Source organism: Mesorhizobium sp. WSM4904 (assembly GCF_029674545.1).
Taxonomy (GTDB): domain Bacteria; phylum Pseudomonadota; class Alphaproteobacteria; order Rhizobiales; family Rhizobiaceae; genus Mesorhizobium.
On sequence record NZ_CP121354.1, the window covers coordinates 6,587,155 to 6,603,584 of the forward strand.

The 16,430-nt window shown below is 63.7% G+C and carries 16 protein-coding genes; 5 read left to right on the top strand and 11 right to left on the bottom strand.

Annotation, left to right across the window (positions count from 1 at the left end):
- Positions 1-199 precede the first annotated feature (199 nt).
- Positions 200-592, top strand: coding sequence for a Co2+/Mg2+ efflux protein ApaG (gene apaG / locus QAZ47_RS31790; RefSeq protein ID WP_278076170.1), 393 nt, complete (start codon positions 200-202; stop codon positions 590-592).
- A 539-nt stretch (positions 593-1,131) separates the two neighbouring features.
- On the opposite strand, the gene QAZ47_RS31795 is transcribed toward apaG, so the two are convergent.
- The 3 genes from QAZ47_RS31795 to QAZ47_RS31805 all read right to left on the bottom strand — a co-directional run bounded on the left by QAZ47_RS31795 (position 1,132) and on the right by QAZ47_RS31805 (position 4,413).
- Positions 1,132-2,163 carry an Hsp33 family molecular chaperone gene (locus QAZ47_RS31795; protein ID WP_278232025.1) on the bottom strand — a complete coding sequence of 344 codons (1,032 nt, stop codon included), beginning with the start codon at positions 2,161-2,163 and terminating at the stop codon, positions 1,132-1,134.
- A 123-nt stretch (positions 2,164-2,286) separates the two neighbouring features.
- Positions 2,287-3,198 carry an ornithine carbamoyltransferase gene (argF, locus tag QAZ47_RS31800; protein ID WP_278204869.1) on the bottom strand — a complete coding sequence of 304 codons (912 nt, stop codon included), beginning with the start codon at positions 3,196-3,198 and terminating at the stop codon, positions 2,287-2,289.
- A 15-nt stretch (positions 3,199-3,213) separates the two neighbouring features.
- Complete coding sequence (locus QAZ47_RS31805; RefSeq protein WP_278232026.1) at positions 3,214-4,413, bottom strand: aspartate aminotransferase family protein; 1,200 nt, start codon at positions 4,411-4,413, stop codon at positions 3,214-3,216.
- 356 nt (positions 4,414-4,769) lie between these two features.
- Here QAZ47_RS31805 and QAZ47_RS31810 point away from each other — a divergent pair, with 356 nt between their 5' ends.
- Positions 4,770-5,288, top strand: coding sequence for a GcrA family cell cycle regulator (locus QAZ47_RS31810; protein ID WP_278232027.1), 519 nt, complete (start codon positions 4,770-4,772; stop codon positions 5,286-5,288).
- Between the two features lie 104 nt (positions 5,289-5,392).
- Here QAZ47_RS31810 and QAZ47_RS31815 read toward each other — a convergent pair whose 3' ends face one another.
- The 3 genes from QAZ47_RS31815 to QAZ47_RS31825 form a co-directional block, all read right to left on the bottom strand.
- The gene (locus QAZ47_RS31815) at positions 5,393-6,403 is read right to left on the bottom strand and encodes a magnesium and cobalt transport protein CorA (protein WP_278204872.1); all 1,011 of its coding nucleotides are present in this window, start codon (positions 6,401-6,403) and stop codon (positions 5,393-5,395) included.
- Between the two features lie 87 nt (positions 6,404-6,490).
- Positions 6,491-7,216, bottom strand: a complete 726-nt coding sequence (gene phoU / locus QAZ47_RS31820; RefSeq protein ID WP_278204873.1) for a phosphate signaling complex protein PhoU — start codon at positions 7,214-7,216, stop codon at positions 6,491-6,493.
- Positions 7,217-7,321: 105 nt separating this feature from the next.
- Positions 7,322-8,587 carry an ATP-binding protein gene (locus tag QAZ47_RS31825; RefSeq protein ID WP_278204874.1) on the bottom strand — a complete coding sequence of 422 codons (1,266 nt, stop codon included), beginning with the start codon at positions 8,585-8,587 and terminating at the stop codon, positions 7,322-7,324.
- Between the two features lie 187 nt (positions 8,588-8,774).
- Here QAZ47_RS31825 and ppk2 point away from each other — a divergent pair, with 187 nt between their 5' ends.
- On the top strand, positions 8,775-9,680 hold the full coding sequence (gene ppk2 / locus QAZ47_RS31830) for a polyphosphate kinase 2 (protein ID WP_278204875.1): 906 nt from the start codon (positions 8,775-8,777) through the stop codon (positions 9,678-9,680).
- A gap of 100 nt (positions 9,681-9,780) precedes the next feature.
- Here ppk2 and QAZ47_RS31835 read toward each other — a convergent pair whose 3' ends face one another.
- The 3 genes from QAZ47_RS31835 to QAZ47_RS31845 all read right to left on the bottom strand — a co-directional run bounded on the left by QAZ47_RS31835 (position 9,781) and on the right by QAZ47_RS31845 (position 12,186).
- The gene (locus tag QAZ47_RS31835; protein ID WP_278076161.1) at positions 9,781-10,527 is read right to left on the bottom strand and encodes an enoyl-CoA hydratase-related protein; all 747 of its coding nucleotides are present in this window, start codon (positions 10,525-10,527) and stop codon (positions 9,781-9,783) included.
- Between the two features lie 11 nt (positions 10,528-10,538).
- On the bottom strand, positions 10,539-11,177 hold the full coding sequence (locus QAZ47_RS31840) for an acyl-homoserine-lactone synthase (protein WP_278204876.1): 639 nt from the start codon (positions 11,175-11,177) through the stop codon (positions 10,539-10,541).
- 277 nt (positions 11,178-11,454) lie between these two features.
- The gene (locus tag QAZ47_RS31845) at positions 11,455-12,186 is read right to left on the bottom strand and encodes a LuxR family transcriptional regulator (protein ID WP_278204877.1); all 732 of its coding nucleotides are present in this window, start codon (positions 12,184-12,186) and stop codon (positions 11,455-11,457) included.
- A gap of 248 nt (positions 12,187-12,434) precedes the next feature.
- On the opposite strand from QAZ47_RS31845, the gene QAZ47_RS31850 reads away from it, so the two are divergent.
- Positions 12,435-13,286 (top strand): transporter substrate-binding domain-containing protein, encoded by an 852-nt coding sequence (locus tag QAZ47_RS31850; protein ID WP_278232028.1) that lies wholly within the window; start codon positions 12,435-12,437, stop codon positions 13,284-13,286.
- Positions 13,287-13,299: 13 nt separating this feature from the next.
- On the opposite strand, the gene QAZ47_RS31855 is transcribed toward QAZ47_RS31850, so the two are convergent.
- Positions 13,300-13,713 (bottom strand): tellurite resistance TerB family protein, encoded by a 414-nt coding sequence (locus QAZ47_RS31855; RefSeq protein ID WP_278232029.1) that lies wholly within the window; start codon positions 13,711-13,713, stop codon positions 13,300-13,302.
- A 229-nt stretch (positions 13,714-13,942) separates the two neighbouring features.
- Between QAZ47_RS31855 and QAZ47_RS31860 the strand changes: the two genes are divergently transcribed.
- Entirely contained in the window at positions 13,943-15,592 is a 1,650-nt protein-coding gene (locus QAZ47_RS31860; RefSeq protein WP_278204880.1) for a lysine--tRNA ligase, read from the top strand.
- Here QAZ47_RS31860 and QAZ47_RS31865 read toward each other — a convergent pair.
- Positions 15,555-16,412: a thermonuclease family protein gene (locus tag QAZ47_RS31865; RefSeq protein ID WP_278232030.1), complete on the bottom strand. Its 858-nt coding sequence runs from the start codon at positions 16,410-16,412 to the stop codon at positions 15,555-15,557. The genes QAZ47_RS31860 and QAZ47_RS31865 overlap by 38 nt on opposite strands.
- Positions 16,413-16,430: the final 18 nt, after the last annotated feature.

Sequence of the window (16,430 nt, forward strand, 5' to 3'; positions counted from 1 at the left end):
AAGGGCCGCCCGCGGCCGTTTCATCAGTCGACAGAGCGCCCGAGTCGCCCGCATAGTTTCTGCACACCAACATTGTCATGTGTCACTTAAATGACATTGTTTTTAGGCAACTGCGCTAGAATCTGGCAGGATGGACGGCGCTTCGTGTAACAACCGCGGAGCGCGGTAAATGTTCCTAGCCGGCAAACCGGAGTGGCCCATGTATCGCGCCGTGACGCGCAACATCGAAGTGCAGGTCAGGCCGTTCTATCTGGAGGATCGTTCCGATCCGTCGGAGGACCGCTACGTGTGGGGCTATCAGGTGACGATAGACAACCGGTCGGACGAGTTCGTGCAGCTTCTGTCGCGCTATTGGCACATCACCGACGGACGCGGCCGCGTCGAGGAGGTGCGTGGCGCCGGCGTCGTCGGCGACCAGCCGGAGCTCAACCCGGGCGACAGCTACCAGTACACGTCGGGATGCCCGCTCTCGACGCCGTCCGGCATCATGGTCGGCCACTACACGATGCGCAACGGACGCGGCGAGACGTTCGATGTCGCCATCCCGGCCTTCTCCCTCGATATGCCGGGGACGAGGCGCACGGTGAATTAGCGAGTTTGGCGATTGGCGAAAATGCCCGCGACAGCCTCTTTCTCCTGTTTTACGCTACGCTATGCACACATCTTCTTCTGTGACTGGCGTGACTGATCGGGCTGAGGCTTGATTGCCACGTGGTTCCCCCAATCCGTCGCTGCTTCGCAGCGCCACCTTTCCCCCTCCGGAGGGAAAGGAAGGGAACGTTGCTGGACGAGCGCTGACGGCAAAGAGCTTGGCGCCTTTCCTCTACCCCGTCGATCGGGGGAGAGGTGGCTCGGCGAAGCCGAGACGGAGTGGGGGTCGACCAGCGCTACTTAGACAATGCATGCGCCAAGCTGCCATGCACGCTATCGCCAAAGACCAGCCGCTTGGAAATGTGTGCACGCCGTAGCCGTTTTACGGGGAGAAATGCCCGGCAGTGCAATGTGGGGCGGCGCCAAGGTTTCGATTTCTTTCGGACGGAGCGAGGGGTTCCGACATCGCCGACGTTGGCACTGCCCCTCATCCGCCCTTCGGGCGCCTTCTCCCCGTGGAACGGGGAGAAGGAAAGAATTTCACTCGCCCGCGAATTCCGCCGGATCGAAGTCGTACTGCGTCGAGCAGAACTCGCAAGCGACATGGATGCCGCCGTCCTCGGTGCTGTGCTCGATCTCCTCGGCCGAAAAGCCTTCGAGGATGCCGCGGATCTTCTCGCGCGAGCAGGAGCACTGGTCGGCGACGGGAACGCTGCGGAAGACGCGCACGCCGTGCTCGTGGAACAGCCGGTAGAGCAGCCGCTCGGCGCCCACCATGGGGTCGATCAGCTCAGTCGGCTCGATGGTGCCGAGCAGCGCCAGCAATTCCCGCCATGAATTGTCGGCCGGTTCGTGCGCCACGTCTCGCGGATCGCCGTCGCCACCCGAAATATCGGGCACGCGCATGCGCTCCGGCGCCTGCGGCAGGAACTGCGCCAGGATGCCGCCCGCGCGCCATTGCTCGCGGGCGCCGCCCGGACCCGGCGTCACCAGCTTGGCAACCGACATCCTCAGATCGGTCGGGATCTGCTCGGACTGGCGGAAGTAGGTGCGCGCGGCGTCCTCCAGCGACGTGCCGTCGAGTTGGACGATGCCCTGATAACGCTGCGTGTGGGCGCCCTGATCGATGGTCAGCGCCAGAACGCCGGTGCCGAGCAGCTTCTCCTGCGAAGTCTCGCCCGAGGCCACCAGCGCCTGCAGCCGGTCGGCGTCGAAGCGCGCATAGGCGCGCAGCGCATGCGGTGTGGTGAAATCGGCCACCAGCATGTCGACCGGCCCGTCGGTGCGGGTCTGCAGGATGAACTTGCCCTCGAACTTCAGCGACGTGCCGAGCAGCACGGTGAGCACGCAGGCTTCCGCCAGCAGCCGCGCGACCGGTTCGGGATAGTCGTGACGGCTGAGAATGGCGTCGAGCATCGGCCCGAGCTGCACGGTGCGACCGCGCACGTCGAGGGGCGCCACTTCGTAAGGCACGACATGGTCGTCGCCGGCGAAGCCGAATTCACCGAGTTTGGGTTGATGATCAGCCAATGGACGGGTTTCCAACATGACAAAGCTCCGGGGCGCGTCCATCCCGCTTTGCAGGCGGCATGGGTCGAAGCGCGTTCGATTTGCGTGATGGCCCGCAAATAGGCATCACACATCGCCAGATCAAGTTGGTCCGGATCAAGACAATCCGGTTCAAGTCGGGCCTTCTCAAGCGCCCAGGCACCAGGCCAGCACCGCTTTCTGGGCGTGCAGCCGGTTTTCGGCCTCGTCGAACACCACCGAATGCGGCCCGTCGATCACCTCGTCGGTGACCTCCTCGCCTCGGTGCGCCGGCAGGCAGTGCATGAAGAGCGCGTCGGACTTCGCCTTGGCCATCAGCGCGGCGTTGACCTGGTAAGGCAGGAAGACGTTGTGGCCGCGGGCGCGATGCTCCTGGCCCATCGACACCCAGCTGTCGGTGACGACGCAATCCGCCTGGTCGACTGCCTCCTCGGCCGAGTGGGCAAACCTGACCTTGCCGCCATTGGCCTTCGCCCAGTCGACGTATTTCTCGAACGGCTCGCTGCCTTCCGGCACCGCGACGTTAAGGTTGAAGCGGAACCGCGCCGAGGCTTCGAGCAGCGAGTGCAGCACGTTGTTGCCGTCGCCGGTCCAGGCGAAGGTCCTGCCGGCGACCGGACCGCGATGCTCCTCGTAGGTCATGATGTCGGCCATCAGCTGGCACGGGTGGGTGTCGTCGGTGAGCCCGTTGATGACCGGAACGGTGGCGTTTTCGGTGAGCTCCAGCAGCCGTTCATGCGAGGTGGTGCGGATCATGATGGCGTCGACGTAGCGCGACAGCACCTTGGCGGTGTCGGCGATGGTTTCGGAACGGCCGAGCTGCATTTCGGTGCCTGTCAGCATGATGGTCTCGCCGCCAAGCTGGCGCATGCCGACATCAAAGGAAACGCGCGTGCGCGTCGACGGCTTGTCGAAGATCATGGCCAACACCTTGCCTTCGAGCGGCTTCGAACGCTCGCCGGCCTTGAGCCTGGTCTTTCGCGCCACCGCATCGTCCAGCATCGAGCGCAGGTCGCCGGCGGAAACGGCTGACAGGTCGGTGAAGTGGCGAACACTCATCGGCAAATTCCAGAATTACTTCGCGGCTTCGGCCGCAATGGCGTCGGTCAAGCGCTTGGCGCCGGCGCGAATACGCTTCAGCGCCTCGCCGATCTCTTCGTCGGTGACGGTGAGCGGCGGCAAGAGACGAATGACGTTGTCGCCGGCCGGCACGGCGAGCAAGTGCTGGTCGCGCAGCGCCATGTTCACCTTGGTGTTGGGCATGGCGCATTTCAGCCCAAGCATCAGGCCGGTTCCCCTGATGCCTTCGATGACGTCGGGATATTCGTCGACGACCGCGGCAAGGCCCTGCTTGAGCAGCAGCGCCTTGCGCTGGACATCCTCGAGGAAGCCGTCGGCCAGCACGACGTCGAGCACGGCATTGCCCACCGCCATCGCCAGCGGATTGCCGCCGAAGGTGGTGCCGTGCACACCGGCCGTCATGCCGGTCGCGGCCTCGTCGGTGGCGAGGCAGGCGCCCATCGGGAAGCCGCCGCCGATACCCTTGGCAATCGCCATCAAGTCGGGGGTCACGCCGCTCCATTCATGTGCGAACAGCTTGCCGGTGCGGCCGATGCCGCACTGGACCTCGTCGAAAATCAGAAGCAGGCCGTGCTGGTCGCAGAGCTGGCGCAGGCGCTTCAGCGACTGCGTCGGCACCGGGCGGATGCCGCCCTCGCCCTGCACCGGTTCGATCAGGATCGCCGCGGTCTCCGGCGTGATCGCCTTTTCGGCGGCGTCGATGTCGTCGAACGCTACCTGGTCGAAACCCTCGACCTTCGGTCCGAAGCCTTCGAGATATTTGTACTGGCCGCCGGCGGCGATGGTCGCCAGGGTGCGGCCGTGGAAGGCGCCCTCGAAGGTGATGATGCGGAAACGCTCCGGATGGCCCTTGACGAAATGGTAACGCCGCGCCGTCTTGATGGCGCATTCCAGCGCCTCGGCGCCGGAATTGGTGAAGAACACCTTGTCGGCAAAGGTCGCCTTGACCAGCCGTTCGCCCAGGCGGCGCTGCTCCGGGATCTCGTAGAGGTTCGAGACGTGCCACAGCTTGGCGGCCTGCTCGGTGAGCGCCGCGACCAGGTGCGGATGGCTGTGGCCCAGCGAGTTCACGGCGATACCGCCGGCGAAATCGAGATATCGCTCGCCCTTATCGGTGACCAGCCAGGTCCCCTCCCCGCGGTCGAAAGCCAGGGGTGCGCGAGCAAAAGTCTCGTAAAGCGCCGAACCGCTCATTATATGCGTCTCCGGAACCGGAAATCAAAAAAGCCGCCAATGCGGCGGCCTTTGCGGCTTATCATGTTTTTCGGCCATGAAGTCAACGAAAACGTCGCGCAGAAGCGCGCGGCAAGCCCCCGACGGCACGCCGGCTCATCAGCGGTCAGGCAAGTTGGGGAAAACCGAAAAAACCGAATCGTGTTGCCCTGGGGACTCTTGTCACCGAGTCAGCGCATAAGGTATTTGTAGTTGAGAAATAGCTAGATTTCGTGCGGCGGATCTAATCACCCGGTATATGTGGTGTTGTTTGCCCGGCGGGAGCCGGGGCGGGAAGGGATTCTGACTGCCGTACGCCTCAGCAGGAGCGCGGTCTCATGAACTGGACTGACGAGCGGGTCGAACTTCTCAGGAAATTGTGGTCGGAGGGTCTGAGCGCCAGCCAGATCGCCGCACAGCTCGGCGGCGTGAGCCGCAACGCCGTCATCGGCAAGGTGCATCGCCTGAAACTGTCGGGCCGCGGCCGCGCGACCGCCGCGCCGGCGCGCCAGAAGAAGGCGACGCAAGGGGCCTCGATGCAGAAATCGGTGGCTCGAGCCGCAAGTGCTTCACGTCACGTGACGGCCTCCATCGGCGCGACCGCGCTGCAGGTGCAGTTCGACGCGGAGCCGGTGGCGCGCCACTACATCCGCCCGGTCGAAAACGTCGTGGTGCCGATCTCGCGCAACCTGCAGCTCGTCGAGCTGACCGAGCGCACCTGCAAGTGGCCGAACGGCGATCCGCTGTCGGAAGACTTCAGCTTCTGCGGCAACGACGCCGCAGAAACCGGCCCGTACTGCAAATATCACGCCCGGGTCGCCTTCCAGCCGGCGGCGGAGCGGCGCAGAAGCCGCTGAGCGAATAGCGAATAGCGAATAGCGAATAAAACGGCTTAGCTTCTGACAGGGAGCAAGCCGTTTTATTCGCTATTCGCTATTCGCTATTCGCTATTCGCTCTCTCTCACAGCCATCCATTCTTCCTGAACCGCCAGTACAGAAACGCGCAGATCAGCGCGATCGCCACCAGCACGCTCGGGTAGCCATATTCCATCTTGAGTTCCGGCATGTCCGTAAAGTTCATGCCGTAGATGCCGGCGAAGGCCGTCGGCACTGCCAGGATGGCTGCCCATGAGGCAAGCTTCTTGGAGATCGCCGTTTCCTGGCTCTGTCCGACCAGAAGGCTGGCTTCGAAGGCGAAGGCCAGAACCTCTCGCAGGCTGTCTACCTTCTCCTGCACGGTACGTATGTGGTCGGTCACGTCGCGGAACAGCGGATGCATGGCGGCGTGGATCTGCGGCAGCTCGGCGCTGGTGAGCCGCCGGCAGACCTCGACCAGCGGCAGCGCCGCATTGCGCAGCCTGAGCAGGTCGCGGCGCAACATGTAGAGCCGTTCGATATCGGTGCCGCTCATCGGCTTCAGCAGCACCTTGTCCTCGATCGCCTCGACCTCGTCCTCGATCTGCTCGAGCACCGGCATGTAGTTGTCGACGATGAAATCGAGGATGGCGTAGAGGACGAAATCCTCGCCCTTGGCCAACGAGGACGGGCAGCTTTCCCAGTGCTGGCGCACCGGGGCGTAGGAGGTCGACGGACCGTGCCTGACGCTGACGATATAGCCGGTGCCGACGAAGAGATGGGTCTCGCCGAAGGTGACGCGGCCTTCGATCAGCTGGGCGGTGCGGGCAACGATGAACAAGGCGTCGCCATATTGCTCGAGCTTCGGCCGCTGATGCGGGTGCTCGGCGTCCTCGATCGCCAGATCGTGCAGATGGAACTGCGCCTGCACCCTGAGCAACAGGTTGCGGTCCGGCTCGAGCAGGCCGATCCAGACGACATGGCCGGGCCTTGCCGCCCATACACCAGCCTCTTCGATCGGAATGTCGGCAATGCGCTTGCCGGCGGAATACACGCTGGACGCAATGATGCCGGATGGCGGCTGGCGGGCCGGGGTCAGGTTTCGAACTTGTTCCATCGCAACCTCCCGAGACAGCGACTGACAAAATCGCTGTACCTGGAGGAGCTTAGCCTAAATTAGAAAGCCGTTCGAGAGGCCGCCTGTTCACTTAGCCGATACCGTCCCCGGGGACACCACCTGGTCGGTCTTGTCGCCCTTCGGTCGATCGGCCGGCATCTGGTCGCCGGTGACGATGTAGTAGATGGTTTCGGCGATGTTGGTGGCGTGATCGCCGATGCGCTCGATGTTCTTGGCGCAGAAGAGCAGATGCGTGCAGGGCGTGATATTGCGCGGATCCTCCATCATGTAGGTCAGGAGCTCGCGAAACAACGAGGTGTACATGGCGTCGATCTGGTCGTCGCGGTCGCGCACGAAGCCGATCTTGTCGACCGAGCGCGACGCATAGACGTCGAGCACTTCCTTGAGCTGCGTCAGGGCGAGGTCGGCCAGCGCTTCGAGGCCGCGGAACAGGCTGTTCGGCTGGCGGCCGTCGATGACGGCCGCGACGCGCTTGGCGACGTTCTTGCCCAGATCGCCGACGCGCTCGATGTCGGCCGAGATGCGGATGGCGCCGACGATCTCGCGCAGATCGGTCGCCATCGGCTGGCGCTTGGCGATGATGATGATCGCCTTGTCGTCGATCTCGCGCTGGCCCTCGTCGAGGACGAGATCGTCCTGAATGACCTTCTGGGCAAGGCCCGGATCGGCGTTGACCAGGGCCGCGATCGCCTGCTCGACCATGCGCTCGGCATGCCCGCCCATGGCGGCGATGCGCTTCGACAGGAATTTCAGCTCTTCGTCATAGGCACTGACAATGTGAACGGATTGCATGGATATGCCTTCCCGGTGTCTGCCGGCTGCGTTCCCTCAATCTGTCGCTGATACGCGAACCGGATGACAGAAAGACGAAATTGCCGGTTAGCAACCAATACACAATCAGCGAGCCGGCAAATGAACAGTGAACGCCGCGCCCTTGCCGACTTCCGACTTGATCGACAGTCTAGCATTATGACGTGTCAATATATGCTTGACGATGGAAAGGCCAAGGCCGGTGCCTTTCTGGGTCCGGCTGTTTTCGACATCGACGCGGTAGAAGCGCTCCGTGATGCGGGGAATATGTTCCTCGGCAATGCCGGGACCGTAGTCTCTTATGGTGACGTCGATGCCGGCATCCGGGCCATCCTCGCTGGCGGCGATGGATACGGTAACGCGCCCGCCCGACTGGCCGTATTTACAGGCATTTTCCAGGAGGTTCTCGAAAACCTGGAAGAGCTCGTCGCGGTCGCCGGGCACGGAAATCGGGCCAGCGATGAAATCCCGTTCGATGACGAGACCGTTCTCGCTGGCCAGCGGACCGAGAGAATCGATGACGCTGTCGATGGTCTGGCGGAGATCGACCTCCGTTCCCGGCCTCAGATAGGGTTTCATCTCCAGCCGCGATAGCGACAACAGGTCGTCGATCAGGCGCGCCATGCGGCCCGTCTGGTTCTGCATGATCTGCAGGAACTGGTCGCGCGCCGCCGGATCGCTGCGCGCCGGGCCGCGCAAGGTCTCGATGAAGCCGGCGATCGAAGCGAGCGGAGTGCGTAGCTCATGGCTGGCATTGGCGATGAAGTCGGCGCGCATCCGATCGATGCGGCGCGTCTCGCTCTGGTCCTTGAACACCAGCACGTAGAGATCGGTGGCATGGCCGACCGAGGACGCGCTCACCCGATATGTCCGCTCGACCGGCAGCTTTTCAGTGTAGTCGACGACATCGGACGCCACGGCTCCCGAGACGATACCGTCCAGCAAGGCCTGCATTTCCGGCGCACGGAATTTGAGCGACAGCGACATGCCGGGCGCCAGTCCGCCGAAGGCGGCGAAGGCGGCCGCGTTGGCGTGGACGATGGTGGCGGCATGGTCGAAGATGATCAGCGGATCGGCGACGGCCGCCGCAAGATATTCGCCGGAGAGCCGCTGCAGGCCGCCGGCCTCGATCGCCGCCGCGTCGTCTGCGGCTTGCCGCTCCACGTGGGCGGGCAGCACCGCGGCTGCGACCAGCAGCGCCATGGCCAGCAGCGGCACATAGATCGAAACGCCGCCGAAGCCGTAGACCATGAGAACAGCGACGACGGCCGCGGCCAGCAACCAGCGGCTGCGCCGCAGCCGGGCGACGATGGCTTGCGTCGCGCCTTTCCGCTCTGCGCCTGTATCGACCATGCGCTGCCCCGTATCCCTCCGCCGGTGAGACCTCACCGGACCGGCGCATGACCCCGGAAAAATCGGAATCGATTTTCTGGAATGTTCATGCGCAAAATCAAAGTGCTACGAGGCGCTGCGCCCGGACGGACGCAACGCCGTGGAGGCTCCCATAGCATGAGTCCGCAAGCTGGAAAGGTTCGTCTCGATGAAAAAAGCCAAGGAAGAAACCGAAGCGGCGCCTGCCACGGGGCCGATCAAGATCAAGATCGGCGGCAAGGAACGCGAGTTCGACATCGACAATCCCGTGCTTCCGGACTGGATCGAGGACAACAAGCTCACCGCCGGCGGCTATCCTTACGACAAGAAGATGAACAGCGAGGACTACGAGAAGGAGCTCGAGCGCCTGCAGATCGAGCTGGTCAAGGCGCAGGCCTGGCTGCAGGCGACCGGCAAGCGGGTGATGGCACTGTTCGAGGGACGCGACGCGGCCGGCAAGGGCGGCACGATCTTCGTGCTGCGGCAGTACATGAACCCGCGCACGGCGCGCAACGTGGCGCTGACCAAGCCAACGTCGCCGGAGCTTGGGCAATGGTATTATCAGCGCTATGTCGACCATTTCCCGACCTCGGGCGAGTTCGTCACCTTCGACCGCTCCTGGTACAACCGCGCCGGCGTCGAGCCGGTCATGGGATTCTGCACACCGGAACAGCACGAGAAATTCCTCGACGAGACGCCGCATTTCGAGCGCATGATCTCAAACGAGGGCATCCACTTCTTCAAATTCTGGCTGAATATCGGCCGGGAAACGCAGCTCGAACGGTTCCACGACCGGCGTTGGTCGCCGCTGAAGAACTGGAAGTTCTCGCCCATCGACATCGCCGGCATCAACAAATGGGACGACTACACCAAGGCGCGCGATCTCATGGTCGAGCGCACCCACAAGGAGTTCGCGCCGTGGATCATCGTGCGCGCCAACGACAAGCGCCGCGCACGGCTCGCCGTCATCCAGCGGATCCTGTTGTCGCTGCCTTATGCTGGGCGCGATCTCGACGTCATCTGGAAGGAAGACAAGAAAATCGTCGGCGAAGGGCCGTCGTTCCTGGATAAATAGCTTTCCGAGACGTGACATTCGGGGGCGCCCGCCGACTTTCGTCCGACTTACAGCGCCGCGCATCTTTCGGATGCGCGGCGCTGAGGTTTTACGAGAGTGCTCAGGCGGCCAGGCGGGCGATCCGCTGCAGCCGCTTCAGCGTGGCGTCGTCCTGGAGCGCCTGCTGGAACAGCGATATCTCATGATCGATGCGGTCGCACAGAACGTCCGTATCGCCCTTGAGCAGACCGCGTGTCTGCAACAGCGCGGCAACCGGCTTCTTGGCGAGCTGCCTTGCCCGCGCCAAGGCCGTCTCCTCGGCGCTGCCTTCAACGACCTCCCCGACCAGGCCGAGCGCCTTGGCGTCGTCGACGCCCAGCGTGTCGCCGAGGCAGAAGAAGCGGAAGGCGCCGGCGTAGCCGAGCTTCTGGGGCGCCAGGATGCTGGTCGCTGCGTCCGGCACGAGGCCGAAATCGACGAACGGCACCCTGAAAGTGCTCCCCTTGGAAGCAATGACCATGTCGCAGTGGAACAGGATGGTGCAGCCGACACCGACGGCATCCCCGTCCACGCAGGCAAGGACCGGCTTGGGGAAGGTCGCAAGCATGCGGAACATGTCGGTGACGGCGGCGATCAACTGCTGGTGCTTGGTGGCGTCGAGGAACTCCGAGAAGTCGCCGCCGAGGCAGAAGCAGCCGGCAAGGCCGCGCAGCACGACCACGCGAACGTCGTCATTGACGGCGGCTTCGTGGAAAGTCCTGGCGAGGCTCGCATAAGCGTGCCGGTCCAGCACCGGCCGACCGTCATGCGAGGAGACCGTGACGACCAGCGTGTGGCCGCGCAGTTCAGGTTCGGGATGGAAGCTCATGACCGCCTCCATCACGAAGCCTGCCTCAGGCCGAGCTGGCCGGGATAGCCCCTGGTCAGCACCGGCAGGAAGTGGTTGCGGCGAGCACGGACCACCTCCAGCGTATGGTCAGTAAAGGTGAGCAGCGTCGCCACGACCTGCTGGTTGCCGTAAGTGCGCTGGTAGCCAAGCGGCGTCGCCAGGAAGTGCAGCTGCAGCGCCCGCAGCACCCACATCGGTTCGAACTCGATGATGACCTGGTTGACGTTGCGCTTGAGGCCCCATTCGACGAAGCCGGCGATCAATTCGGTGCCGACCGTCGAGACGCCGCGCTTGCCGTCACGAAAGCCCGGCGCCACCGCGTAGCGGGTGAGCTCCCAGACATTCGGCCCCGAGGGGGACGTCCCCTCGCAGAGGTCCGACAGCACGTCCGTCAGGAGATGCGGCCGGGTCGTCGGCAGCATGCGCTGGTAGCCGGCGAGCTCGCCGTTGCGGATGACGAGGTGGTGTTCGGCCTCGTCATGGTCGAACTGATCGATCTCGAGCTGGTCCGGACGATCGAGATCGGTCCATCCCATCTCCTCGACGAAGATCCTGTAGCGCAGACGATGGACCGCTTCCCAAAGGTCGGGGCGTTCCATCAATTCCTGGGTGGTGAGGGAAAAAAGCATTAGCCGTCTCCTAGGCTTAAGAGGAAGATACGGCCGGGCTTTCCCGAAAATATTACGCGATCGCGTAGGCAAGAATTTCTAGGTCGGCACCGACCGACTTCGCTAATATAGCCGTGCCTAATCGCGTCCGCGACTGGCTGCGCGCGGTTGGCGGCACCGAGTTTGCTTTGGCGTTAAGAAAGTATTAGCCGTCTCTTAAGAGGAAGACACGACCAGCTTTTCGCGAAAATATTACGCGAATGCGTAGGCGACAATTTCCAGGCCGGCACCGGCCGACCTAGCTAATATAGCCGCGCCTAATCGCTTCGGCGACTGCCTGGACACGGTTGGCGGCGCCCAGTTTGCTCTTGGCGTTGAGAAGGTGTTTCTCGGAGGTGTGCTCCGAGATGCCGAGAATCTGCGAAATCTCCCACTCGGACTTGCCGACGGCCGCCCATTGCAGGCATTCGCGCTCACGCGGCGTCAACTCAATGTGATCGATGACCTTGCCGGCCATCGTGTGAAGCTGCATGGCGCGGCCGATGGCGTAGGTGGATACCAGCGAGACCATTCCGAATTCGACGTCCGACAGTTCGACGGACTCGCCGCCCAGCGAAACCATGACGATCTGGCCGTCGAGCGTGACCAGCGGGAAGGCGAGGCCGTCGCGCAGCTTGAACTCACGGGCGTCGCCCATGACCTCGTCGCTGCTCTTGTCGATGACGATGGCCCGCGAGGCCTCCCGCCACTGGAACGGGGCCTGCAATTGCTTCATGTGGGTGACGACCGGATCGTGGTCGACATAGTTGCGCGCCACATAGCGCTCCAGCCACTCGCCCGGCCAGTCGCAGAGCAGCACATGGTCCTTCTGCTGGCCGCGCGGCGTGCCGGGCTGCGGCACGGTTCCGGCCATCAGCGCCGTCAGCCCGAAATTCGAGGTGACGCCGAGCAAGCGCTCGCACACCGCCGCGACCGTGTTGGCATGCTGCAGCTGATCTATGTATTCCAGAGTTCTATCGAATAGACCCATCGCAACATCTACCCCATGTTGCTTCTGTTTTCGTTTACCCACGGTAGATGCCCGAACTGCCCTTTTCCATCAACCCCGGGGCCGCAAGCTTCTTCGCGTCGCCGGTCATCTCCCCCAAGCTCGGCGTGCGGCCACTTGCAACAATGCTAAACCATACGCCTAATTTGAACGGTTGAAATCAAAAACAATTGTGCCTGCGTCATTTTCGTACGAAAAGCCAAGGAAACATGACCGGGCGGAGCCTCATCGTGACATTCCGGTGGATATTTCTGGCCCTGACGGCGGCACTGACCGGGGCGCCGGCGCTCGCCGGCACGACTCAGGCTGCGGAGCCGCAGGTCCCGGTGCTATGGGACGCCAAGGAGCGGCTGCCCAAGCCCGATCTTTCCGCGGTGCCGCGGTTGAGGTTCCTCACCACCACCGATTTTCCGCCCTTCAATTTCCTCGACGGCTCAGGCCGGCTGTCGGGTTTCCATATCGACCTAGCGCGGGCGATATGCGCGGAACTCGGCATCGTCGAGAAGTGCCAAATCCAGGCGCTGCCCTGGAACGAGCTCGACGGCGCGTTGCAGAAAGGCGAAGGCGAGGCGATCATCGCCGGCATCGCTGCGACGCCGGAAACCCGCGAGAAATACGCCTTCTCGCGTTCCTACCTGCAGTTCCCGGCGCGCTTCATCATGCCGAAGACCAAGGCTTTCATCGAACCGATCCTCGACAAGCTGCGCAGCAAGCGGGTGGGCGTCATCGCCGGCTCGGCGCATGAGAAAATGCTGCGCGACTATTTCAGCACCGTGCAGGTCGTGCCTTTCGGCAAGCCCGAAGACCTCTACGCCGATCTCAAGGCCGGGAAGATCGACGCCGCTTTCGGCGACGGCATGCGCTTTGCCTTCTGGCTCGGCGGCTCGGACGCCGCCGGCTGCTGCCGCTTCGCCGGCGGCCCGTATCTGGCGCCCGAATATCTGGGTTCGGGCATGGCGATCGCCACCAGGGCGGGCGATCCGGCGCTGGCCGCCGCCTTCGACTATGCGCTGCAGGAAATTTCGATCAAGGGAACCTTCGCCGAGTTCTACCTGCGCTATTTCCCGGTGAGTTTTTTCTGAGGGCCGCTGAGATTCACGTCAGCGTGCGCAGGCGGGCCTTGGCCGCGCGGGCGATCGCGGCGACGGTCAGCGTGTCAAGGTCGAGCTTGAGGCGGATGAGTTGCAGGACCCGCACCTCCTCCATGCGCATTTCGAGGTCGACGGCCGCGACCTCGAAAGCAGCCGCGTAAGCCGTGTCGCGCAATCGCTCCGGCAACGCACCAGCGACGCGAGTGAGCACGCCCTCCAGCCCGTCCTTGCCGTGCAGCGCCTTCTGGCACTCCTGAGCGACCGCAACCAGCCTGTCCTGGTTGAAATCGACGAACACCGGCCATGAGCGGACGACGTCGCCGATCCGCGCCAACTCGACATCGGTCATGTCGCGGTCGGAAGCCGAAGTGATGACCATCAGGTAGATCAAGGCTTCGTGCGGCGTCAGTGAAGGCATTCAAAAACTCCTTAAAGAGCGGGCAGGTCGTCGTGCCAAAACCGCGGCATACTTTGGGCTAGTGCAGCGGAAATGGCGCTCCAACGTAGGAACACCTTTGCGGCACCGCAAGGAAAACCGCCGCAAATCGTTGACGCTCCGGCCAGTCGCGCCTAGAGACCGATTGAAAAATCTTACCCTACCGCCAAGCCGGCACATGAGTTGGCCGGCACATGACCTGGAAAGTGACATGACGGGATCAAACATCATCGATCTCAATCCCGAGGTGCTTGCGGCCGCCGCCGAAAGCAAGGCATGGCCGTTCGAGGAAGCCAAGAAGATCATCGCCCGCTACAAGAACAAGGATTTTCCCGAGACCGTCCTGTTCGAGACCGGTTATGGCCCGTCCGGCCTGCCGCATATCGGCACCTTCGGCGAGGTGGCGCGCACCACGATGGTGCGGCACGCTTTCCGGGTGCTGACCGGAGACAAGGTCAAGACCAAGCTCTTATGCTTCTCCGACGACATGGACGGCATGCGCAAGATCCCGGACAACGTGCCGGATCGCGCGGCGCTCGAGCCCTATCTGCACAAGCCGCTGACGGCGGTGCCCAATCCGTTCGGCGGCGACTATGCGAGCTTCGCCGACCACAACAACGCGATGCTCTGCCGCTTCCTCGACACGTTCGGCTTCGACTATGAGTTCGCCAGCGCGACACAGTACTACAAGTCCGGCCGCTTCGACGAGGTGCTGCTGCGCGCGGCCGAGCGCTACGACGAGATCATGGCGGTGATGCTGCCGACACTCGGCGAGGAGCGCCAGGCGACCTACAGCCCGTTTCTGCCGATCTCGCCGAAGAGCGGCCGCGTGCTCTACGTGCCGATGAAGCATGTCGACGCCAAGGCCGGCACCATCACCTTCGACGACGAAGGCACCGAGACCACGCTGCCGGTCACCGGCGGCAAGGTGAAGCTGCAGTGGAAGCCGGATTTCGGCATGCGCTGGGCAGCGCTCGGCGTCGATTTCGAGATGTTCGGCAAGGACCACCAGACCAACGCGGCAATCTACGACCGCATCTGCAACATCCTCGGCGGCCGCGCGCCGGAGCATTTCGTCTACGAATTGTTCCTCGACGAGAACGGCCAGAAGATCTCCAAGTCCAAGGGCAACGGCCTCACCATCGACGAGTGGCTGACCTATGCGCCGACCGAGAGCCTCGGCCTCTATATGTACCAGCGGCCGCGGCAGGCCAAGAAGCTCTATTTCGACGTCATCCCGAAGGCGGTCGACGAATATTATGCTTTCCTCTCCGCCTATCCCCGGCAGGACTGGAAGGAGCGGCTCGGCAACCCCGTCTGGCACATGCATGACGGCAATCCGCCGGCGATCGACCTGCCGGTGCCGTTCGCGCTGCTGCTCAATCTGGTCAGCGCCTCCAACGCGCATGACAAGGCGGTGCTGTGGGGCTTCATCTCGCGGCACGCGCCGGGCGTGACACCGAAGACGCATCCCGAGCTCGACCGACTGACCGGCTATGCCATCCGCTATTTCGACGACTTCGTGAAGCCGACCAAGGTTTACCGCGCCGCCGACGACGTGGAACGCGAGGCGCTGGCGAAGCTTTCGGAAGCGCTCGGCGCCTTGCCGCAAGGCGCGGACGGGGAAGCGATCCAGAACGCCGCGCTCAACGTGGCGCGGCGGATCGAGCGCTATCAGGACCATTCCAAGCAGAGCCCCGAAGGCGGGCCTGGCGTGTCGGTCGCCTTCTTCCAGATGATCTACCAGGTGCTGATCGGGCAGGAACGCGGGCCGCGCTTCGGCTCCTTCGCGGCGCTCTACGGCGTCACGGAAACGCGCACGCTCATTGAGCGGGCGCTGGCTGGTCAGTTGGCGGCGTAACGGCGCTGTCTTCCGCCGGCAGGATCGAAGCCGGCGCGGCAGGCGCGGGCGCACTGGCGGCTGGCAATGTCGGCAAGCCGCCAAGGTTCGGCGCCGCGCCGAAGATGCCTTTCTTCGCCGCGCGCGCTTTGTTGCCCGCCTCGACATAGGGGCCGCCTTGCGCGGCGCGCGCCCAGCCATTTTCGACCAGCCACTCGCCGACATCCTTGTTGCCGACCCAGCATTCGGTGGAATTGGTGGCCCGCCCACTTTGCGGGGGCACCGCGCAGACAGCCGTCCGGCCGCGCAGGAAGGCACGAAACGCGGTCCGGGCCCGCGCCCCGCAGGCCCAGGACTTCCCGTCGTCGCTACAGGTTTCATCTGCTCTCACGATGTCGATGCCCGAGATGGTGACAGAATAGTCCTTAGCCTGGATAACACCTGCGGCGGGCGCGACAGCCTGGAACAGTTTGGTGCCGTCGCGGCCATCCGGCATCTTCGATTTTGGGGGCTTGGGCGGACCTGCAAGCGCCAGATCGCTCAGCGGCGCACGCGGCTCGACCCGTTCCAGTTCCCCGGTGGGCAGCTCAGGCAGCGCCACGATATCTGGATCTATTGCCCTTGAGTGCACAACCGGTTTGGGCGGCGGCGGCGCGGCCGGCGCCATAATGGCGGAGGTTGCGGGCTCCTGCGGCGCCGGGCCGGTGTCTTGGCCCGGAATCATGTCGGCGGCCGGATCGATCTGGTCGACCGTGAGGGTGCTTTCGCTGCCTTTCAGCGAGCGGCCTCCGGCAACGACCAGCGCCGCCATTGCCGGAACCGCCGCGAGCGCGAGCGCCATATGGAGGATCCGCACCAG